Raw genomic sequence first — 16,743 nt, 5'->3', positions numbered from 1 at the left:
GACCCAGGCTGGTGTCCATCCCGACCAATCCGGTGCCCGAAGGCGCGCGGGTGGGGTATTTCACCACCTCGGACAAGGTGCGGCTGCGCTATGCGCTATGGCCGAAGACCGAGGGGCCGCAACGCGGGACGGTGTGCCTGGTGCAGGGGCGAACCGAATATATCGAGAAATACTTCGAGACCATTGCCGCGTTCCGCAAGCGCGGCTTTGCGGTGGCAACATTTGACTGGCGCGGGCAGGGCGGCTCGGACCGGCTGATCGGCAACCAGCATGTGGGTTATGTCGATCGCTTCGAGGATTACTGGACCGATCTGCGCTGTTTTCACGCGGAGATCCTGCTGCCCGATTGTCCGCCGCCCTTTTACCTGGTGGGCCATTCCATGGGCGGGCTGGCCAGCCTGATCGCGACGACGCGCGACCGGATGATGTTCGACCGGGTGTTTCTCAGCGCGCCCATGGTGGGCCTGCATGGCCTGGATCACAGCCTGCATCGCTGGGCCGCCGTGGCCGAAGCGGTGAGCTTTTTCGGGCTCGGGCATTTGCCGCTCAAGCGCAAGGGCGACCGGCGGCCGGACGAAAGCATGTATCCGGACAATCCCTTGACCTCGGACATGCTGCGCTACAAGCGCATGGTCGAAACCATAAGGGCCGATGACGGGCTTTATGTCGGTTCGCCCAGCTTCCGCTGGCTGGGCGCCTCCATGCGCGCCATGCTCGAAACAAGGCAGGACAGGTTTCCCGGCGAAATCCGCATTCCCCTTTTGATCCTGGCGGCGGCGCGGGAGCGGATCGTCTCCACCCCGGCCATCGAACAACTTGGCCTGCGTCTGCGCACGGGGCGGCATATGGTGATCGCCGGATCGCGCCACGAGATGTTCATGGAGGCGGACCCGGTGCGCGGCCAGGTGTTTGCGGCTTTCGATGCGTTCATTACGGAGCAGAGCACGTGAGTGAAATGAGTGAGAGCCGAAGACGCGCGCAGATCAACGATGCCATGCGCGCTGACATGGACAATGCCGTACTGTGCTGGCTGGCAACGGTCGATGCGGACGGAGTGCCCAACGTTACGCCCAAGGAGATCTTCGCTGCTCATGGTGATGACACCATTCTCATCGCCGATATCGCGTCGACCAATAGCGTCCGCAATCTCTCCGCCCACCCCAAGGTCTGCGTAAGTTTCGTCGACGTGTTCCGGCAGAAGGGATTCAAGGTCGTCGGCACGGCGCGCCTGGTGGCGCCGAACGACGCGGATTTCACGCAGATGTGCGCGCCATTGCGGATATTGACGGGTGGAGCCTTCCCGATCAGGCACGTCATTGCGGTGGGCGTCGAAAAGGTGTCGCGCATCTGGGCACCAAGCTACAGCCTCTTTCCCGAGCGCAGTGAAGCAGAACTCATGGATGCGGCCTATCGCACCTATGGGGTGCGCCCCGAGCCTGATGTTCCCTAGACGGTGTTGATCAGCTCCAGCGCCCTGTCGAGCAGTTCAGGGGTTGCGGCGGCCACCACATTGCCGCCGCCGCTGGGCTCGGAGCCGTCCCAGCAGGCGATGGCGCCACCGGCTTCGCGGATGATCGGCACCAAAGCGGCGATGTCATAGGTGTTGAGATAGGGCTCGATGACGAGGTCGGCCTGGCCGGCCGCCAGCAGGGCATAGCCGTAGCAATCCATGCCAAAGCGTTGCAGGCGCGTGGCCTGTTCCACCGCCAGCCATTTGCTCCAGTGTTCACCCTGAAACAGGTTCGGCGTGGTTGTGAAGACGCGCGCGGCGGCCAGTTCGGTCTGGCCGCTGGTCTGGTTGGTGCGCAACAACTCGCCGCGCCGATAGCTTGAGCGGCCCGGTACGGCAATGAACTCCTCGCCGATAAAGGGCTGGCTCATCAGCCCGGCCACCGCCACCCCATCAATGGCAAAGCCGATCAGCGTGCCCCAGACCGGTGCGCCTGAAATGAAAGCGCGCGTGCCATCGACGGGGTCGATGATCCAGCTATGGTGCCCTTGCCCGGTTGTGCCCCATTCCTCACCGATGATCTGATGATCTGGAAAGGCCTGGGCGATGATGTCGCGGATGACGGTTTCAGCCCCCTTGTCTGCCTCGGTGACCGGATCGAAACCGGCAGCGAGCTTGTTGTCGATGGCAAGCGGGGTGCGGAACAGGGGCAGGGTGTGCTGCGCGGCTGCCGCGCTGGCCTGGCGCAGAACCGCTTCAATCCGGGCAAAATCGATCGAGTTGGCGGGCATATCGGGACTTTCGAGGCTATAGGTCAGACAAAAAGCAAATCTGACAAGGATTTACTTGCGAACACTTTTGGTTGAACGGCAAAGGCGGCAGAATTTGTCCCGGATTTTCTGTGTCGTTTCTGATTCATTTTTGCAACAAGGCGGGCGGGAACTGCTGTGGACCGGGGCGGGAAGACTTGTCCAAAGGCGCGAATGGGTTCATCGACAAGGGGCATGGTGCGTTGCCGAACGGCCCGGCATCTGGGTGCCGCGTTCGGTGAACATCGTTCCTCCCTTGACTGGGGCCGTCTTTGGGGGCGGCCCCTTTTGTTTGTCCGGGTTTATTCTGCCGCGGCCTGTTCGGGCAAGGTGGAGATGCCGGCCAAGGCAACCAGATCGATCCCCACCAGGGTCATGATCAGCCGCTCGATCAGCGCCTTGATGGTGTCAAAGCCGGCATTTTTCTCCAACGTCACCTCGTTCATATAGAGGTGACGGCTGATTTCGATCTGCAGGGCATGCACGCCATGTTGCGGGCGGCCATATGCGCGGGTACAGAAGCCGCCGGCATAGGGCCGGTTGCGGGCCACCCGCAGGCCTGCCGAGGCAAATACGGTTTCGACCAGATCGACCAGCGGACCGGCGCAGGTGGTGCCATAGCGGTCGCCCAGCACGATATCGGGCGTGGCCCGCTCGCCATGGCGGCCCAGCCGCGGCATGGAGTGGCAGTCGATCAGCACGCCCAGGCCGAACTTGGCCACGCTTTCGGAAAGCAGTTTCTGCAGCGCCGCGTGATAGGGGTGATAGATGCCCTCAATACGCATGCGCGCATCTTCCAGCGTCAGGCGTTCGCGATAGATGGGCTTGTTCTCGGCCACCACGCGGGCCAGCGTGCCCAGTCCGGCCGCAACGCGGGGGGAGCTGGTGTTGAACCGGTCCGATAGCGGTTCGACGAACATTGTGGGGTCCAGTTCCCAAGGCTCGCGATTGACGTCGAGATAGGCCCTGGGGAAATGCGCCCTGAGCAGCGGCGCGCCCAGATGGGGCGCCCGGCCGAACAATTCATCGACAAAGGCGTCCTCGGACTGGCGGATCGAGAGGTGGTCCAGCCGCGCCATGGCCAGGAACCGTTCGGGATAGACCCGGCCCGAATGGGGCGAGTTGAACACGACAGGCGCGACCAGCCGTCGTGGACGGATCGTTTCAAATGCCGGTTGATCCCAATAGTCGGACCGCACGCCGTCTCCCCCAATATGGCGGTATGGTCCGCCAGAAAGTGATTTGCTGGAGTTAAGTTTCGCGCGCGGCGGCGCGATTGTCCAGAATTGTTGCATTTGTGCGAACAACGCGGAAAAGGGCGCACTGGATGCAGTGAGAGGTTGCGAAAGCGGTACGGTGGCATAAACATCGGCGCAAATACCGACTCAGCCGCTGGCTCTGCCCCAAGAGGACCCTTGATGAAGCGAATCCTGCTCGCCGAAGACGACAATGATATGCGCCAGTTCCTGACGCGGGCGCTCAAGAATGCCGGCTATGAGGTTGTGTCCTTCGACAATGGACTGTCGGCCTATGAGCGGCTGCGCGAAGAACCGTTCTCGCTGCTGCTGAGCGATATCGTGATGCCGGAAATGGACGGGATCGAGCTGGCGCGCCGCGCCACCGAGCTCGACCCCGACCTCAAGGTGATGTTCATCACCGGCTTTGCCGCCGTGGCGCTCAACCCGGACAGCGATGCGCCCAAGGATGCCTCCGTGCTCTCAAAACCCTTTCACCTCAAGGATCTGGTCAACGAGGTCGAGCGCCTGCTGGCCGCCTAGGAAACGCTACTGCGGCGGCCATCTGACGCGCATTTTCTGCGCTTCCGGTGCTCATGTACTCATGTACGCTCCGCTCCAGGGCTCGAGAATGCACGCCAGTGGATTCACCGCAGCGAGTTTCCACAGAGGTCGAACTCTTCTGATTTGCCCTCTTGACCCCCCGAGGGGTTTTATGGTCTATCCGCGCCACCGGATCGGCACAGCCAGTCCGGCCCGGAGAGATGGGCGTATAGCTCAGCGGGAGAGCACTACGTTGACATCGTAGGGGTCACAAGTTCGATCCTTGTTACGCCCACCATCTCTTTCCGGTTCGCTTTGCTTCCCTCAGGGGAAAAAAGGCGATGTGGGAGTATAGCTCAGCGGGAGAGCATTCGCTTCACACGCGAAGGGTCACAAGTTCAATCCTTGTTACTCCCACCATTTTTCTTCAAGTGATAACGGCCTGCATCCGGCGTTCTTCTGCGCTCCGGTGCTCACGTACCCACGTACGCTCCGCTCCGGTGCTCGAAGAGCCACCGGCTTCGACTCGTTCTGACTTGAAGAAGCCCGCTGCCCGGGCAGATGGTGCCCTGACCCGACCTGGCAACGACCTTTCGATCACCACATCGTCTGTTTCGCCCTTTCGGGCCAGGCCTTGTCATAGCTCTCGCCGCCCACTCGCTGGCCGGTCATTGCCGCCAGGATCTGGCCCGGGGTGGGCAGGCTTGTCGGGTCGACATGGCGTTCGGGGTTCCAGAGTTCGGAGCGGAGAACCGCGCGGGCGCACTGAAAATAGATCTCATCGATATCAAGGACGACCACCGAGCGCGGCGCCTTGTCCTCAACCGCGAAGCTTTCGAGCAGGGCCGGATCGATGGAGAGATGCGCACGGCCATTGACGCGCAAGGTGGTGCCCGCGCCGGGAATGAGGAAAAGCAGCGCGCAGCGCGGGTCGCGCACAATGTTGCGCAGGCTGTCGATGCGGTTATTGCCACGCCGGTCAGGCAGCATCAGGGTTTTGTCATCATGGATGCGTACAAATCCAGGCTTGTCGCCACGCGGAGAGCAATCAAGGCCTTCGGGTCCGATGGTGGCGAGCGCGGCAAAGGGGCTGACTTCGATCAGGCGCCGATAATCGGGCGTTATGGCGTGCGCCACCTTGGCGGTCGAAGCGGGCGCTGGGGCGGGTTGATAGAGCGCCTCAAGCTGGTCGAGGGAAACAATCTTGGTCATGAATAAGCCCTGGGAACCGCGTCGTGATCGAGCGCGCGCTGGGATTGATGTGTAACCAAGCCTATATGACAAACGAAACACAGGTCGAGACAAGGAGTGATGCCATGGATGCGCAAACTTTCCCCGTGACCCGCACCGATGCCGAATGGCGCGCGCGGCTGAGCGAAGAGCAATATTACATCATGCGCCAGCACGGCACTGAGCGGCCGGGCTCCTGCGCCCTGTTGCACGAAAAGCGGCCCGGCACGTTTTCCTGCGCCGGCTGCGACAGCCCGCTCTTCGCCGCGACGCTGAAATTCGAGAGCGGTACAGGCTGGCCGAGCTTTAACGATCCGATCCCCGGTGCGGTTGAAACCACCACCGACCGCAGCCACGGCATGGTGCGCACCGAAGTGCATTGCGCCACCTGTGGCAGCCATCTGGGCCATGTCTTCCCCGATGGTCCGCCTCCGACGGGCCTGCGCTATTGCATCAATGGCGTGGCGCTCGACTTCACGCCCGAAGCATGAAGTTTTCTGCCAATCTGAGCATGCTCTATACCGAGCATGACTTTCTTGATCGCTTCGCCGCCGCAGCCGCTGATGGCTTCGGCGGCGTTGAATTTGTGTCCCCCTATTATCATGAGCCCGACACCGTGCGCCAGGCGGCACAAGCGGCCGGGGTGCAGGTGGTGCTGTTCAATGCGCCGGCCGGCGATTGGGCGACGGGGGAGCGGGGCTGCGCCTGCCAGCCTGGTCAGCAGGCCCGGTTTCGCGCCGAGATCGACCGGGCGATCGATTATGCCAGGGCGCTGGCTTGTCCGCGCCTCCATATCATGGCCGGCCTCGTCCCGGAGGGTGTCACCACGGCCGAGGCGGAGGCCGTGTTCATCGACAATCTGGGCTGGGCCGCCGAGCGGCTGGCGGGCGCTGGCGTCGTCGGGCTGATCGAGCCGATCAATCCGGTCGATATGCCCGGCTATGGGCTATCCCGTCTCGACCAGGCCGAGCGGGTGCTGGCGGCGGTGGGGCACGACAATCTGCGCCTGCAATATGATGTCTATCACATGGCCATGATGGGCGAAGCTGTGGTGACCCAGTTCACGCGCCTGCTGCCGATCATCGACCATATCCAGATCGCCGACAGGCCGGGCCGGCATGAGCCGGGCAGCGGCACCATCGATTTTCCGTCCGTGTTCACGGCTATCCGTTCGAGCGGCTACCAGGGTTGGGTGGGGGCGGAATATCTGCCGGCCGCAGGGACCAGCATGGGGCTCGGCTGGCGCGAGCGCGCCTGAAATTCAGGTGCCGCGCGGCTTGGCGCGACTGGTGGCGGGTGCGGCCAGAGGATCGTCCGGCCAGGGATGGCGCGGATATCGGCCCTTGAGGTCGCGTGCCACATCCTTCCAGCTGCCGCGCCAGAAGCCGGGCAGGTCCCGCGTGGTCTGGATCGGGCGATGGGCCGGCGACAGCAGCACCAGCAAGAGCGGTATCCGGCCATTGGCAATACTGGGGTGCCGGTCGAGCCCGAACAGTTCCTGCACCCGGATTTCCAGCGCCGGACCGTTTTCGGCCCCATAGTCGATGGGCAGGTGACTGCCCGAGGGCGCGTGGAAATGGCTGGGCAGCAGCTTTTCCATTTCCTGCTTTTTCGCCCAGGGCAGCAGGGCTTCCAGCGCCGATCCGAGATGCTCGGCAGTGATCGCGGACAGCCGGGTTTCACCCAGAATGTGCGGGGTCAGCCAGGCCGGGTCGGCGGACAAAGCCATGTCGGACAGGTCGGGCCAATCCGCCCCCAGGCTGTGATGCAAAAAACTGGCGCGGGCGCGCTGGGCTTTCTGTTCCTTGCTCCAGGGCAGGGTGTCGACCCGCTTGACGGCTGCTTCGGCCAGGAGCCCGGCTGCGGCGTCAAAATCGGTCACCGGCGCGGTTTCGTCGGCCAGCCGCAAGGCGTCGAGCCGGCGCTGCCGGCGGGCGCGGACGGCGCCGCTCCCCGGATCGAAACTGAGGCTGGTTTGAGTGCGGATATGGCTGGCAAACAGGGTTTCGAGTTCGCTCGCATCGAGAGCGGCGGCCGATCGGATGCGGCCTTGTGTGGCGCTGCCGGTCACATCGGCAACGACGATAAAGGGCGCGCCGGCCAGGGCGTGTGTCTCGTCAAGCTGGGCCTGCCGTCCATTGGCCAGGCGAAAGCGGCCACGGGCCCCGGCCGATTGCGCCACCCGGTCGGGAAAGGCGCGGGCGAGGTGATGGCCGGGGGACAGGCCTTCGCCCGAGGACCCACCGGCCAGCTTTGCCCAGCGCCGGGCCAGGCTGCGGGCCTCCTCGGCGCGGCGCGATCGATCCATGCGAAAGCGCTCAAGGCGGCGGCCGAGATCGATGTCGTCCCCACCCAGCCCCCGCTCGCCGATCAGCACGGCCAGTTCGGCAGCGGTTTGCGCATCGCCATCTTCGGCGTCGGCCACCACCATATGGGCGAGGCGCGGATGCAGCGGCAATTTTGCAAGGGCTTTGCCGGCCGGCGTGAGGTGTCCGGCTTGATCGATGGCGTCGAGGCGAGACAGGAGCGCTTTGGCCTCGGCCCAGGCCGGGGCAGGCGGGGGATCGAGGAAGGCCAGCGCCTGCGGGTCGGTGACGCCCCAACTGGCGAGGTCGAGCAACAGGCCAGACAGATCAGCGGCTAGGATTTCCGGGGTTTCGAACGGTTCGAGCGCGGCACTCTGGCCCTGGTGCCAGAGCCGGATGCAGACGCCGGGGCTGGTGCGCCCGGCCCGGCCGCGGCGCTGGTCGGCACCGGCACGGGACACCCTTCGGGTGGCGAGGCTCGTCATGCCGGTGGCGGGTTCATAGACCGGCACGCGGCGGAATCCACTGTCGACGACGATGCGCACGCCCTCAATGGTCAGCGAGGTTTCGGCAATCGAGGTCGCCAGCACGATCTTGCGGCGACCTTCGGGCGCGGGCTGGATGGCGCGATCCTGCTCGGCGGGCGAGAGCTGGCCATAAAGTGGCGCCAGATCGGTATTGGCGGGCAGGCGCGTCGCGAGCCGTTCGGCGGTACGGATGATCTCGCCCTGCCCTGGCAGGAACACCAGCACCGATCCCTCATGCTCGCGCAGGGCAGCGAGCGTCGCGCCGGCCACCTGGTCTTCGAGGCGCTGCAGCGGGTCGGGCTCGACATGTAAGGTTTCGACCGGAAAGGTGCGGCCGGGGCTGTCGATGACCGGCGCGTCATCGAGCAATGCGGCGACACGCGCGCCATCGATGGTGGCGGACATGACGAGAAGTCTCAGGTCCGGCCGCAGGGCGCGGGCATCGAGCGCCAAAGCCAGACCCAGATCGCCATCCAGGCTGCGTTCATGAAATTCATCGAAGATGACGGCGGCGACGCCGCTGAGTTCCGGGTCATCAAGCAGCATGCGGGTAAACACGCCCTCCGTCACCACCTCGATGCGGGTGCGGGCGGACACTTTGGTCTCCATGCGCACGCGATAGCCCACGGTCTGCCCGACCTCTTCACCCAGCAGCCGGGCCATCTGCCGGGCAGCGGCCCGGGCGGCCAGCCGGCGCGGCTCGAGCATGATGATGCGACGGTCGTCGCGCCAGGGTGCCTCCAATAGCGCCAGGGGCACGCGCGTCGTCTTGCCGGCACCAGGCTGGGCCACAAGCACGGCGGACATCCCCTGCGTCAAGGCTTTGGCAAGAGCGGGCAGGGCGGCATCGATGGGCAGCGGCGGCATGGCGTGGGACATAAAGAGCCGATAGCCCTTGCGGCCGCCAGCACGCAAGGGGTGTCACGACCCGCGCTGCCTTAGGAGCTTGTTCATCGCAAGCGTACTTGCGGGTTCTCCTTTGTGCCAGAAAGGGTTAGGGTGCTTGCTGATCCAGAAATTGCCCGGAGCGGCGCATGCAACTGACCCGTATCGCCAATGACCAGATCACCGTCGATATCGCGGCGCTTGGTGCGGAGATGCAGTCGATCCAGACGCGCGATGGCCGCCACTGGCTCTGGCATGGCGACGCGACCTATTGGACCGGCCGGTCGCCCCTGCTGTTTCCCATTGTCGGCAAGGCGCCCAATGACACGGTGACCGTGGACGGTGTGCCGTTCCAGATGAGCCAGCATGGCTTTGCCCGGCGCAGCAATTTTTCGCTCATGGTCGAGGAGTCGGATCGTTGCGTCTATCGGCTGACCGCTTCCGAGGCGAGCCGGGCCATGTATCCCTTCAACTTCGAACTCGATGTCGAGCACCGGGTGGAAGGTCGCGCCGTGGTGGTGAGCGCCATAGTTACCAATCGTGACCATAAGATCATGCCCTTCGGCATCGGCTTTCACCCGGCCTTTGCCTGGCCGCTGCCGGGCGCAGAGGGAGCGCCGCATGGCGTCGAACTGGATCAAGGCGGCGCTCCGGCGCTGCATCGGCTGTCGGGCGGGCTGGTGGACCCCAGGACACTGCCCTCGCCCTTTGAAGCGGGGCGGTTGACGCTCGACCACAGCCTGTTTGCGGACGACGCCATGCTGTTTCCCGATGGGGCAGGCGCCGGGCTGGTCTATGGACCGGTCGAGGGGCCAAGCGTGCACTTCACCTGGGAGAACCTCCCCAATTTCGCACTCTGGACCAAGCCGGGCGCCGGCTTTGTCTGCCTTGAACCCTGGCATGGCACCGCGGCCGAAATTGGCGGATCGGAAGAATTGAGCGAACGGCCATATTCCGAATTGCTGGGGCCAGGCGCGACGGCACGATACAGCTTCCGGGCGGAACTGAGGGGTTAATCGATCGCCATTTGAGCACAGCTCACATGGCCTCCTTGTCTCGATTCCCCCCACCGGGGAGAAACGCCTACCGACGACGCGAAATTACTCCGCTGCACCGCGTTCCTCGACCAGCTCGTCCGGGCCGTTGGGATCGCCCGGAGCCGTCTCGGCGCCCAGATCCGGAAAGGCGGCGATGCGCTGGTTGCGGAAATCGGTGCGCAGCACGATCAGCCCGCGTTCCTCGAACCAGGTCAAAAGGCGCCGGGCACGGCTCGATGAATGGGTGCCATAAAGCCGGGCCAGCGTGGCGTCGGACGGGCAGGGGGCGCCGGTGAGCGCCGCCTGGGCAATGACCAGGAACACGCCCTGCACATCATCGGTCAGCGTTTCGGACAAGCTCAGCGCCTGCTGCCAGCCATCGGAGGACGCGGTCTGTTCGTCAGGCGCCACCCGGGCCACGGCAAGCAACCGCTTGAAGGCCGGCAGGGCCGGTGGATCACCCGGCACGCGGCGGATGCGGCAGCGCACCAGGAAATCCTGATAGAGCTGGGCCGTGGTGCGAAAGCCGGCATCGGGGTCGCTCATCAGTTCGACCATCACCGCCTGGATCATGGCGTCGCGCTCGGCCTCGTCGATCTCGGGGAAGAGCGAGCCTGGCTCCTCGGGTGCTTCGGCGCGGGCTTTGGCACGGGCCTCGGCGACCTGGGCGAGCAATTCATTGGTCGATGGCGGCGGGGGCGGGGCCGGGCGGCGCGCGACCGGGCGGGCCAGTTCCTCGGGGTCCTGGGTGAAAATGAGATCGGCCGCGTCGGCCGGTGCCTCGGGCAAAGGTGTCAGCTTGGGGCTGGTCGAGCGGGCCGAGGTTTCTACAGATCCGATGACGATGGGCAGGGGCCGGCGCGAGATGGCGGGCCCGAGGGCCACGAAATGGCCGCGCGCCAGATCGCGGAACTGTTCGGCCTGGCGGCGATCCATGCCCAGCAGGTCGGCGGCGCGCGCCATGTCGATATCGAGAAAGGTGCGGCCCATGAGGAAATTGGAAGCCTCTGCCGCCACGTTCTTGGCCAGCTTGGCCAGGCGCTGGGTCGCGATCACGCCAGCCAGGCCCCGCTTGCGGCCGCGGCACATCAGATTGGTCATGGCGCCCAGCGAGAGCTTGCGCGCTTCGTCCGAGACCTCGCCGCCAGCGGCGGGCGCAAAAAGCTGAGCCTCGTCGACCACGACCAGCACCGGATACCAGAAATCGCGGTCGGCATCGAACATGCCACCGAGAAAGGCGGCAGCCGCGCGCATCTGCTGCTCGGCGTCGAGCCCTTCAAGATTGAGCACTACGGAGACACGGTGCTGGCGCACGCGATTGGCGATGCGGGTCAATTCGCTTTCGGTGCGCGTGGCGTCGACCACCAGATGCCCGTACTTGTCGGACAGCGTGACGAAATCACCCTCGGGATCAATGATGCATTGCTGCACCCATTGGGCAGATTGCTCCAGCAGGCGGCGCAGCAGATGGGACTTGCCGGACCCCGAATTGCCCTGCACCAGCAGGCGCGTGGCGAGCAATTCCTCAAGATCCATGTGGGCTGGGCCGGATCCCCGGCTTTCTCCCATGTCGATGGCGACCTGCATCATCTCTCCGGCTGGATGCGTCTCATCTCCAGCGGGAAGGCAGACGCACGGCTAACTGACTATTTGCGAGTGATAGCACATAGCCTCACCGATTCGCCCAATCGGCGAAAGCCCGGTTCCACAGGCCAGTCAGTCCGGCTTGCGGGCGATCAGGAAGAGCGCGGATTTCGGGTTGGGGCGCCAGTCATGCTCGATGACAAAACCGGTCCGGATCATGTCGGCGCGCAACTGGTCGGGGGTCATCACATTGAGCATGGGCAGCAGGCCCAGGGCGCGACCGAGCGGGGCGACATAGCCGAACCATTTCATGGAATCGCCCAGACAGGCCGTGCTCGACACGAACCGTCCGCCGGGTTTGAGCATCTCATAGACCCGCGCGATGACCGCCTGCCGGTCCTTGAGCAGATGCAGGATGGAGAGGTCCAGCACCATGTCATAGCGGCCCGGCTCCACCGCAATGCTGGTGATGTCGCCCTGTTCGAAGGTGACATTGTCCACACCGGCTTCGGCGGCGCGCTGGCGGGCCATGTCGAGCATGCGGGTGGAGAAATCAATGGCGCGGACGCTGCGCACATGCGGGGCATGGGCAATGGCGGTGCCTCCCGTGCCGCAGCCAAACTCGAAGATCTCCATCTCCGGGGTGAGATGCGCCTGGGTGCGCGCGAGCTTGGTGCGGTAGGCGTCTTCATCGGCAATTGGCTGGGCGGCATATTTGTCTGCCAGCCTGTCCCAGAAAGCGCTCAACTCGGCCATGTTCACGCGGTCCTGCCTCAATGAATTGATCGGGAGTGTAAAGCCTGCGCCCTCAAAACAAAATTGCACAATTTGGCAGAAGACCTATACATCAGCGTATGAATGTATCGCCCGGCAATCCCGACTGGAACCAGATGCGCGCCTTGCTGACCACGGTCGAGGCGGGATCGCTCTCGGCTGCGGCCAAGCGCCTGGGCCTCACCCAGCCGACACTGGGGCGGCAGGTGGCGGCGCTGGAGGAAAGCCTGGGGCTGGCCATTTTCGAGCGGGTGGGGCGGAACCTGGTGCTGACGGAGGCCGGGCAGCGACTGGTGGCCGATCTGCGCGAGATGGGCGCGGCGGCCGAGCGGGTGACCCTGTCGGCGGCGGCACAGTCGCAATCGGTCGAGGGGGTGGTGCGGATCACGACGGCCGATATCTATGCCGGCCATGTGCTGCCGCCTTTGCTCGAAAAAATCAGGCGCGAGGCCCCGGCGATCACCGTTCAGGTGCTGGCGGTGGGACAGATCAGCGATCTGTTGCGGCGCGAGGCCGATATCGCCATTCGCCATGTGCGCCCGGATCAGGACGGGCTGATTGCCCGGCGCTGCAAGGACACCGCGGCCTATGTCTATGGCACGCCGGCCCTGATCGCGCGGCTGGGGCGTCCGCAGACCGCCGCAGAACTGGCGCGGCACGATTTCGTCGGGGCGCTGGAAAACAATGATGATTTCATCGCCGAGATGCAGAAGCGCGGGGTGCCGCTGGGGCCGGACAATTTCCGGCTGGCAACGCAAAGCGGCATGACGGCGTGGGAATGGGTGCGCAAGGGCATGTGCCTGGGCGCCATGGTCGAAGCGGTAGCACGCCAGACCCCTGAGGTCGAAATCGTGGTTCCGTCCATCGAGCCGATCCCGGTGCCGGTCTGGCTGGTGACCCATCGGGAACTCCACACCAGCCGGCGTATCCGGCTGGTGTTCGACTTGCTGGTCGAGCATTTTTCCTGAGAGGTTAGAGATCCCGCAGCAGTCGCGCCGGTCTGGCCGAGGCCGCGCGCAGGATCGTCATGGCGCCCAGAATGGCGGTAATGGCGATGGCGACGGCCAGCACCACGATGATAATGTCGAGCTTGAGGGTGAACTCGACTGCCAGCAGCAATCCGCTGACAAATCGGCCCATGCCGATGCCCAGCACCAGGGCCGGAACCGCGGCCAGCACCGCCAGCACCAGGTATTGCAGGAAGGCCGAGCCGATCAGCTCGGACCGGGTTGCCCCCAGCACCTTGGTGATGATGGTGTCAGCCTCGCGCTGGCGGCGCCCGGTCGAGAGCGAACCGATCAGCACCAAGAGGCCATTGCCAACCGCGAGGCCCCCGATCAGGCTGGCCGCAAAGGAGAGCTGCCCCAATGCATCGGTTACCTGCTTGAGCGTGTCGCCCACCGAGATGAAGCGGATATCGGGCAATTCAGACGCCAGGAGCCGGGTGACGTCTTCCTCCGCGCCGGGCGCGGCGGTGACGGCGGCAAACAGCGTCGTGGGGTAATTCTCGATCACGCCGGGCGAGAAGGTGGCGAGAAAATCGATGCCGCCCTGCCAGGAATAGTCCCGGAAACTGGCAATGGTGACACTCACCTCTTCGCCGAATATCGAAAAGGTCAGCGTGTCGCCCAGATCGACACCCAGCCCATGCCGCAGGCTCTGGTGCAGGCTGACCAGGGCTGGGCCGGCGTAATCGTCGGGCCACCACTCGCCGGCCGTTACCCGCGATGAAGCGGGCAGATGGGTGCGATAGGTCAGTGGCACTTCACCGGCGAGGAGGAATGTGGCTTCCGGGCCACGCGTCACGAGTGCATCGGCCGGGGTGCCGGCCACATCGACCAGTGCGCCGCGCAGCATGGGGGTAGAGACAAAGCGGGTAATGCCATTGCCCTCAAGTGTCAGGGTTTCGAGCGCTTCGACCTCGTCCGGGAACAGGTCCGAGCCGACCAGCGTGGGCGCATCGAACGCCGAGGCGCCGAGGAATTCCTGCTGCAGATTGGTCTGCATCACCAGAACGATGATTAGCATGGTCAGCGCCATGCCGGCTGAAACCGCGACGGCGGCGGCGTTCTGCCCGGCGGCAGAGATATTGCGGAAGGTATGGCGCAGGACGCGCGGGCCGGCTTCGGGCACACGCTTGAGGCCAAGCTGGGCCAGGCGGATGAAACCCTGGAACAGAAGGGCGCCGAGCGCGCTCGCCAGGCCAAACCCGAACACCAGCGCGGCATCGCCGGTCATCAGCCAGGCCAGGTTGAAGAATGCCAGAATAGCGGCCAGCAGGGGCAGCACCTGCCAGGAGAGCAACAAGGCGCGCCAATCGACCGGCGGGGCGTCGAGCCCCTTGGAGCGGAACAACAGCACTGGCCGAATGGCCTGGGATTGCACCAGCGGCAGATAGGCAAAGGCAAAGGCGGTGACCAGCCCGGTGCCCGCTGCAATGGCCAAAGGCTGGATATGCACCGCTGGCGCCAGGGCAATGCCGACGGCCGCACCAATAGTGGGCAGGATGAACCAGGCCGTGCCGGCGCCAATGACCAGCCCGATGCCGACCCCGACCAGCGCCAGGGCGGCGACCTGGGCGAGGAAGTGCACAAAGACACGGGCGCGATCGGCGCCGATGCTGCGCAGCACGGCAATGACGCCGGAGCGTTCGGCGATATAGGCGCGCATGCCGGTCCAGACACTGACGCCGCCGATCAGCAGCGAGCCCAGCCCGACAATGAGCAGGAAGCGCATGAACAGATCATAATAGCGCACCATCTGCCCCAGCCCGTCGCGGGCCGAGCGCACGGTCCAGCCGGCATTGCCGAATTGGTCGACGGCGCGGGCAAGCCCCGCATCGATATCGCGGTCGCTGAGGTGGATCTTGTAGCGGTACCAGGTGCCCAGGCCCGGCAAGGGCGAGGTGCGGTCGCTGACGCCGGCGAAGCCGTCGCTCGATATCAGTGTCGGCATGCCGAGGCGGAAACCGCGCACCGGGCCATCGGGCAGTCCAATCAACGTGCCGCGGACCTGAAACTCGGTGCCGCCCAGCCCGAAGCTGTCGCCGATAGCGAGGCCGAGCTGGTCGAGCATGATGCCATCGATCAGCGCGCCATGCACGCCATCGACGTCGGCCAGCAAGGCGGCAAGGTCCTCGCCTTGTGCCAATTGCGGGCTGCGCACCTGGCCGAGCAGGGGATAGGTCTCGGCCACGGCGCTGACATCGGCAAAGGCTTCTTCGTAGAAGGTCTCGGCCCGCAGATTGGTGTCGATCACCTGGGCCACCCGGCCCATAGCTTGCATCGCGGCACGTTCATCCGGGGTAGCCAGGCGGTCGGCGCGGGAAAGTTCGATATCGCCGCCCATGATCTCGGCGGCGCCGGTTTCAATGGCGCGGGTGATGCTGGTGCCGACCGAATTGACGCCGGCAATCAGCGCGGTGCCGACGGCCAGGCAGATTACCAGCAGCAGGAAGCGCCGCAAGTCACCGCGCATGTCGAGCAGGCCGATGCGGGTGGCGGCCCAGAAGCTCCGCATCACTTGGTCACCGGCTTCTTGGTTGCCGGTTTTCTTGCCGCCGGCTTGCGGGCCGGTGCTTTTCGCGTGGAGGATGCACTTGCTGCGGCCGGCTTTGGGGCGGTCGTTTCGGTCAGCTGGCCCTGGGTCATGGTGAACACGCGGTCGGCCTTGGCGGCAAGCGCCGGGTCGTGGGTGATCAGCACCACGGCAGTATTGTTCTTGCGGGCCAGGTCGAACATCAGGTCGACGACGATGGCGCCGGTCTTCTGGTCCAGATTGCCGGTTGGCTCGTCGGCCAGCAGCAATGGCGGGTTGGCAACGCTGGCGCGGGCCAGGCCGACGCGCTGCTGCTCGCCGCCCGAAAGGGCCGAGGGGCGGTGGTCGAGCCGGCCTTCAAGGCCCACGGCGGCCAGCGCCGCAGCCGCCTTTTCGCGCACCTGCGCCATGGACAATTCGGGCTCGGCGATCTCAAGCGCCAGGCCCACATTGTCGAGCGCGCTGAGCGAGGGGATCAGGTGAAAGCTCTGGAAGACGATGCCCAGCGTATGGCGACGGAAGCGTGCCAGGTCGTCTTCGCTCATGCCCGAGAGGTCGCGGCCATTGACCACGACCTGGCCGCCAGTGGCCTTTTCAAGGCCTGCCAGCAGCATGAGCAGGGAGGTCTTGCCGCTGCCCGAAGGGCCGACAATGGCCACGACTTCGGCCGGTGCGACGGTAAGCGACACCTTGCGCAGGATGTGCAGCGGGCGTCCGGCGACGTCCAGCGTATAGTCGACGTCGCGTGCGTCGATGATCAGTCCGGCACTCATACCCGCAATATTCCCCTCAATGGCCAGCCTGGCATATTTTCATTCTGTTGGCC

15 protein-coding genes and 2 tRNA genes are annotated in these 16,743 nt (G+C 64.9%); 9 read left to right on the top strand and 8 right to left on the bottom strand.

The window, feature by feature from the left end; genetic code table 11:
• Positions 1-11 precede the first annotated feature (11 nt).
• Together DDE76_RS09755 and DDE76_RS09750 are read left to right on the top strand one after the other, a co-directional pair.
• Positions 12-950, top strand: a complete 939-nt coding sequence (locus DDE76_RS09755; RefSeq protein WP_157955740.1) for an alpha/beta fold hydrolase — start codon at positions 12-14, stop codon at positions 948-950.
• Between the two features lie 5 nt (positions 951-955).
• Positions 956-1,450 (top strand): pyridoxamine 5'-phosphate oxidase family protein, encoded by a 495-nt coding sequence (locus DDE76_RS09750; protein WP_104893053.1) that lies wholly within the window; start codon positions 956-958, stop codon positions 1,448-1,450.
• Here the strand turns inward: DDE76_RS09750 and DDE76_RS09745 are convergent.
• Positions 1,447-2,241, bottom strand: coding sequence for an inositol monophosphatase family protein (locus DDE76_RS09745; RefSeq protein WP_104893054.1), 795 nt, complete (start codon positions 2,239-2,241; stop codon positions 1,447-1,449). The two genes, DDE76_RS09750 and DDE76_RS09745, sit on opposite strands and share 4 nt — an antisense overlap.
• Before the next feature lie 320 nt (positions 2,242-2,561).
• Positions 2,562-3,458 (bottom strand): N-formylglutamate amidohydrolase, encoded by an 897-nt coding sequence (locus DDE76_RS09740; protein ID WP_245891867.1) that lies wholly within the window; start codon positions 3,456-3,458, stop codon positions 2,562-2,564.
• 219 nt (positions 3,459-3,677) lie between these two features.
• Here DDE76_RS09740 and cpdR point away from each other — a divergent pair, with 219 nt between their 5' ends.
• From cpdR to DDE76_RS09725, 3 genes are all read left to right on the top strand, one after another.
• Positions 3,678-4,037 (top strand): cell cycle two-component system response regulator CpdR, encoded by a 360-nt coding sequence (cpdR, locus tag DDE76_RS09735; protein WP_046105558.1) that lies wholly within the window; start codon positions 3,678-3,680, stop codon positions 4,035-4,037.
• Positions 4,038-4,260: 223 nt separating this feature from the next.
• Positions 4,261-4,335: transfer RNA gene (locus tag DDE76_RS09730), tRNA-Val, on the top strand.
• Positions 4,336-4,382: 47 nt separating this feature from the next.
• A tRNA-Val gene (locus DDE76_RS09725) sits at positions 4,383-4,457 on the top strand.
• A gap of 177 nt (positions 4,458-4,634) precedes the next feature.
• Here DDE76_RS09725 and DDE76_RS09720 read toward each other — a convergent pair.
• Positions 4,635-5,249: a pyridoxamine 5'-phosphate oxidase family protein gene (locus DDE76_RS09720; RefSeq protein ID WP_104893056.1), complete on the bottom strand. Its 615-nt coding sequence runs from the start codon at positions 5,247-5,249 to the stop codon at positions 4,635-4,637.
• A gap of 104 nt (positions 5,250-5,353) precedes the next feature.
• Here DDE76_RS09720 and msrB point away from each other — a divergent pair, with 104 nt between their 5' ends.
• A complete protein-coding gene (msrB, locus tag DDE76_RS09715) occupies positions 5,354-5,758 on the top strand; it encodes a peptide-methionine (R)-S-oxide reductase MsrB (RefSeq protein ID WP_104894875.1) in 405 nt (134 codons plus the stop codon).
• Positions 5,755-6,525, top strand: coding sequence for a hydroxypyruvate isomerase family protein (locus DDE76_RS09710; protein ID WP_104893057.1), 771 nt, complete (start codon positions 5,755-5,757; stop codon positions 6,523-6,525). The genes msrB and DDE76_RS09710 overlap by 4 nt, the downstream gene beginning before the upstream one ends.
• A 3-nt stretch (positions 6,526-6,528) precedes the next feature.
• Here DDE76_RS09710 and hrpB read toward each other — a convergent pair whose 3' ends face one another.
• Positions 6,529-8,979 (bottom strand): ATP-dependent helicase HrpB, encoded by a 2,451-nt coding sequence (gene hrpB / locus DDE76_RS09705; protein ID WP_104893058.1) that lies wholly within the window; start codon positions 8,977-8,979, stop codon positions 6,529-6,531.
• A 155-nt stretch (positions 8,980-9,134) separates the two neighbouring features.
• On the opposite strand from hrpB, the gene DDE76_RS09700 reads away from it, so the two are divergent.
• On the top strand, positions 9,135-10,001 hold the full coding sequence (locus tag DDE76_RS09700) for an aldose 1-epimerase family protein (RefSeq protein WP_104893059.1): 867 nt from the start codon (positions 9,135-9,137) through the stop codon (positions 9,999-10,001).
• 84 nt (positions 10,002-10,085) lie between these two features.
• Here DDE76_RS09700 and DDE76_RS09695 read toward each other — a convergent pair whose 3' ends face one another.
• Together DDE76_RS09695 and DDE76_RS09690 are read right to left on the bottom strand one after the other, a co-directional pair.
• Positions 10,086-11,609: a helicase HerA domain-containing protein gene (locus DDE76_RS09695; protein ID WP_104894876.1), complete on the bottom strand. Its 1,524-nt coding sequence runs from the start codon at positions 11,607-11,609 to the stop codon at positions 10,086-10,088.
• Positions 11,610-11,738: 129 nt separating this feature from the next.
• Entirely contained in the window at positions 11,739-12,362 is a 624-nt protein-coding gene (locus DDE76_RS09690; RefSeq protein WP_104893060.1) for a class I SAM-dependent methyltransferase, read from the bottom strand.
• 98 nt (positions 12,363-12,460) lie between these two features.
• Between DDE76_RS09690 and DDE76_RS09685 the strand changes: the two genes are divergently transcribed.
• Positions 12,461-13,348, top strand: coding sequence for a LysR family transcriptional regulator (locus DDE76_RS09685; RefSeq protein WP_104893061.1), 888 nt, complete (start codon positions 12,461-12,463; stop codon positions 13,346-13,348).
• A gap of 4 nt (positions 13,349-13,352) precedes the next feature.
• Here the strand turns inward: DDE76_RS09685 and DDE76_RS09680 are convergent, their stop codons facing one another.
• Positions 13,353-15,899: an ABC transporter permease gene (locus DDE76_RS09680; protein WP_104893062.1), complete on the bottom strand. Its 2,547-nt coding sequence runs from the start codon at positions 15,897-15,899 to the stop codon at positions 13,353-13,355.
• Positions 15,899-16,690, bottom strand: a complete 792-nt coding sequence (locus DDE76_RS09675) for an ABC transporter ATP-binding protein (protein WP_104893063.1) — start codon at positions 16,688-16,690, stop codon at positions 15,899-15,901. The genes DDE76_RS09680 and DDE76_RS09675 overlap by 1 nt, the downstream gene beginning before the upstream one ends.
• Positions 16,691-16,743 lie beyond the last annotated feature (53 nt).

Origin of the sequence: Devosia indica, assembly GCF_003056405.1 — a bacterium.
Taxonomy (GTDB): Bacteria; Pseudomonadota; Alphaproteobacteria; order Rhizobiales; family Devosiaceae; genus Devosia; species Devosia indica.
Note: the sequence above shows the minus strand (reverse complement) of the source record. Positions and strands in the feature narration are given on the sequence as shown.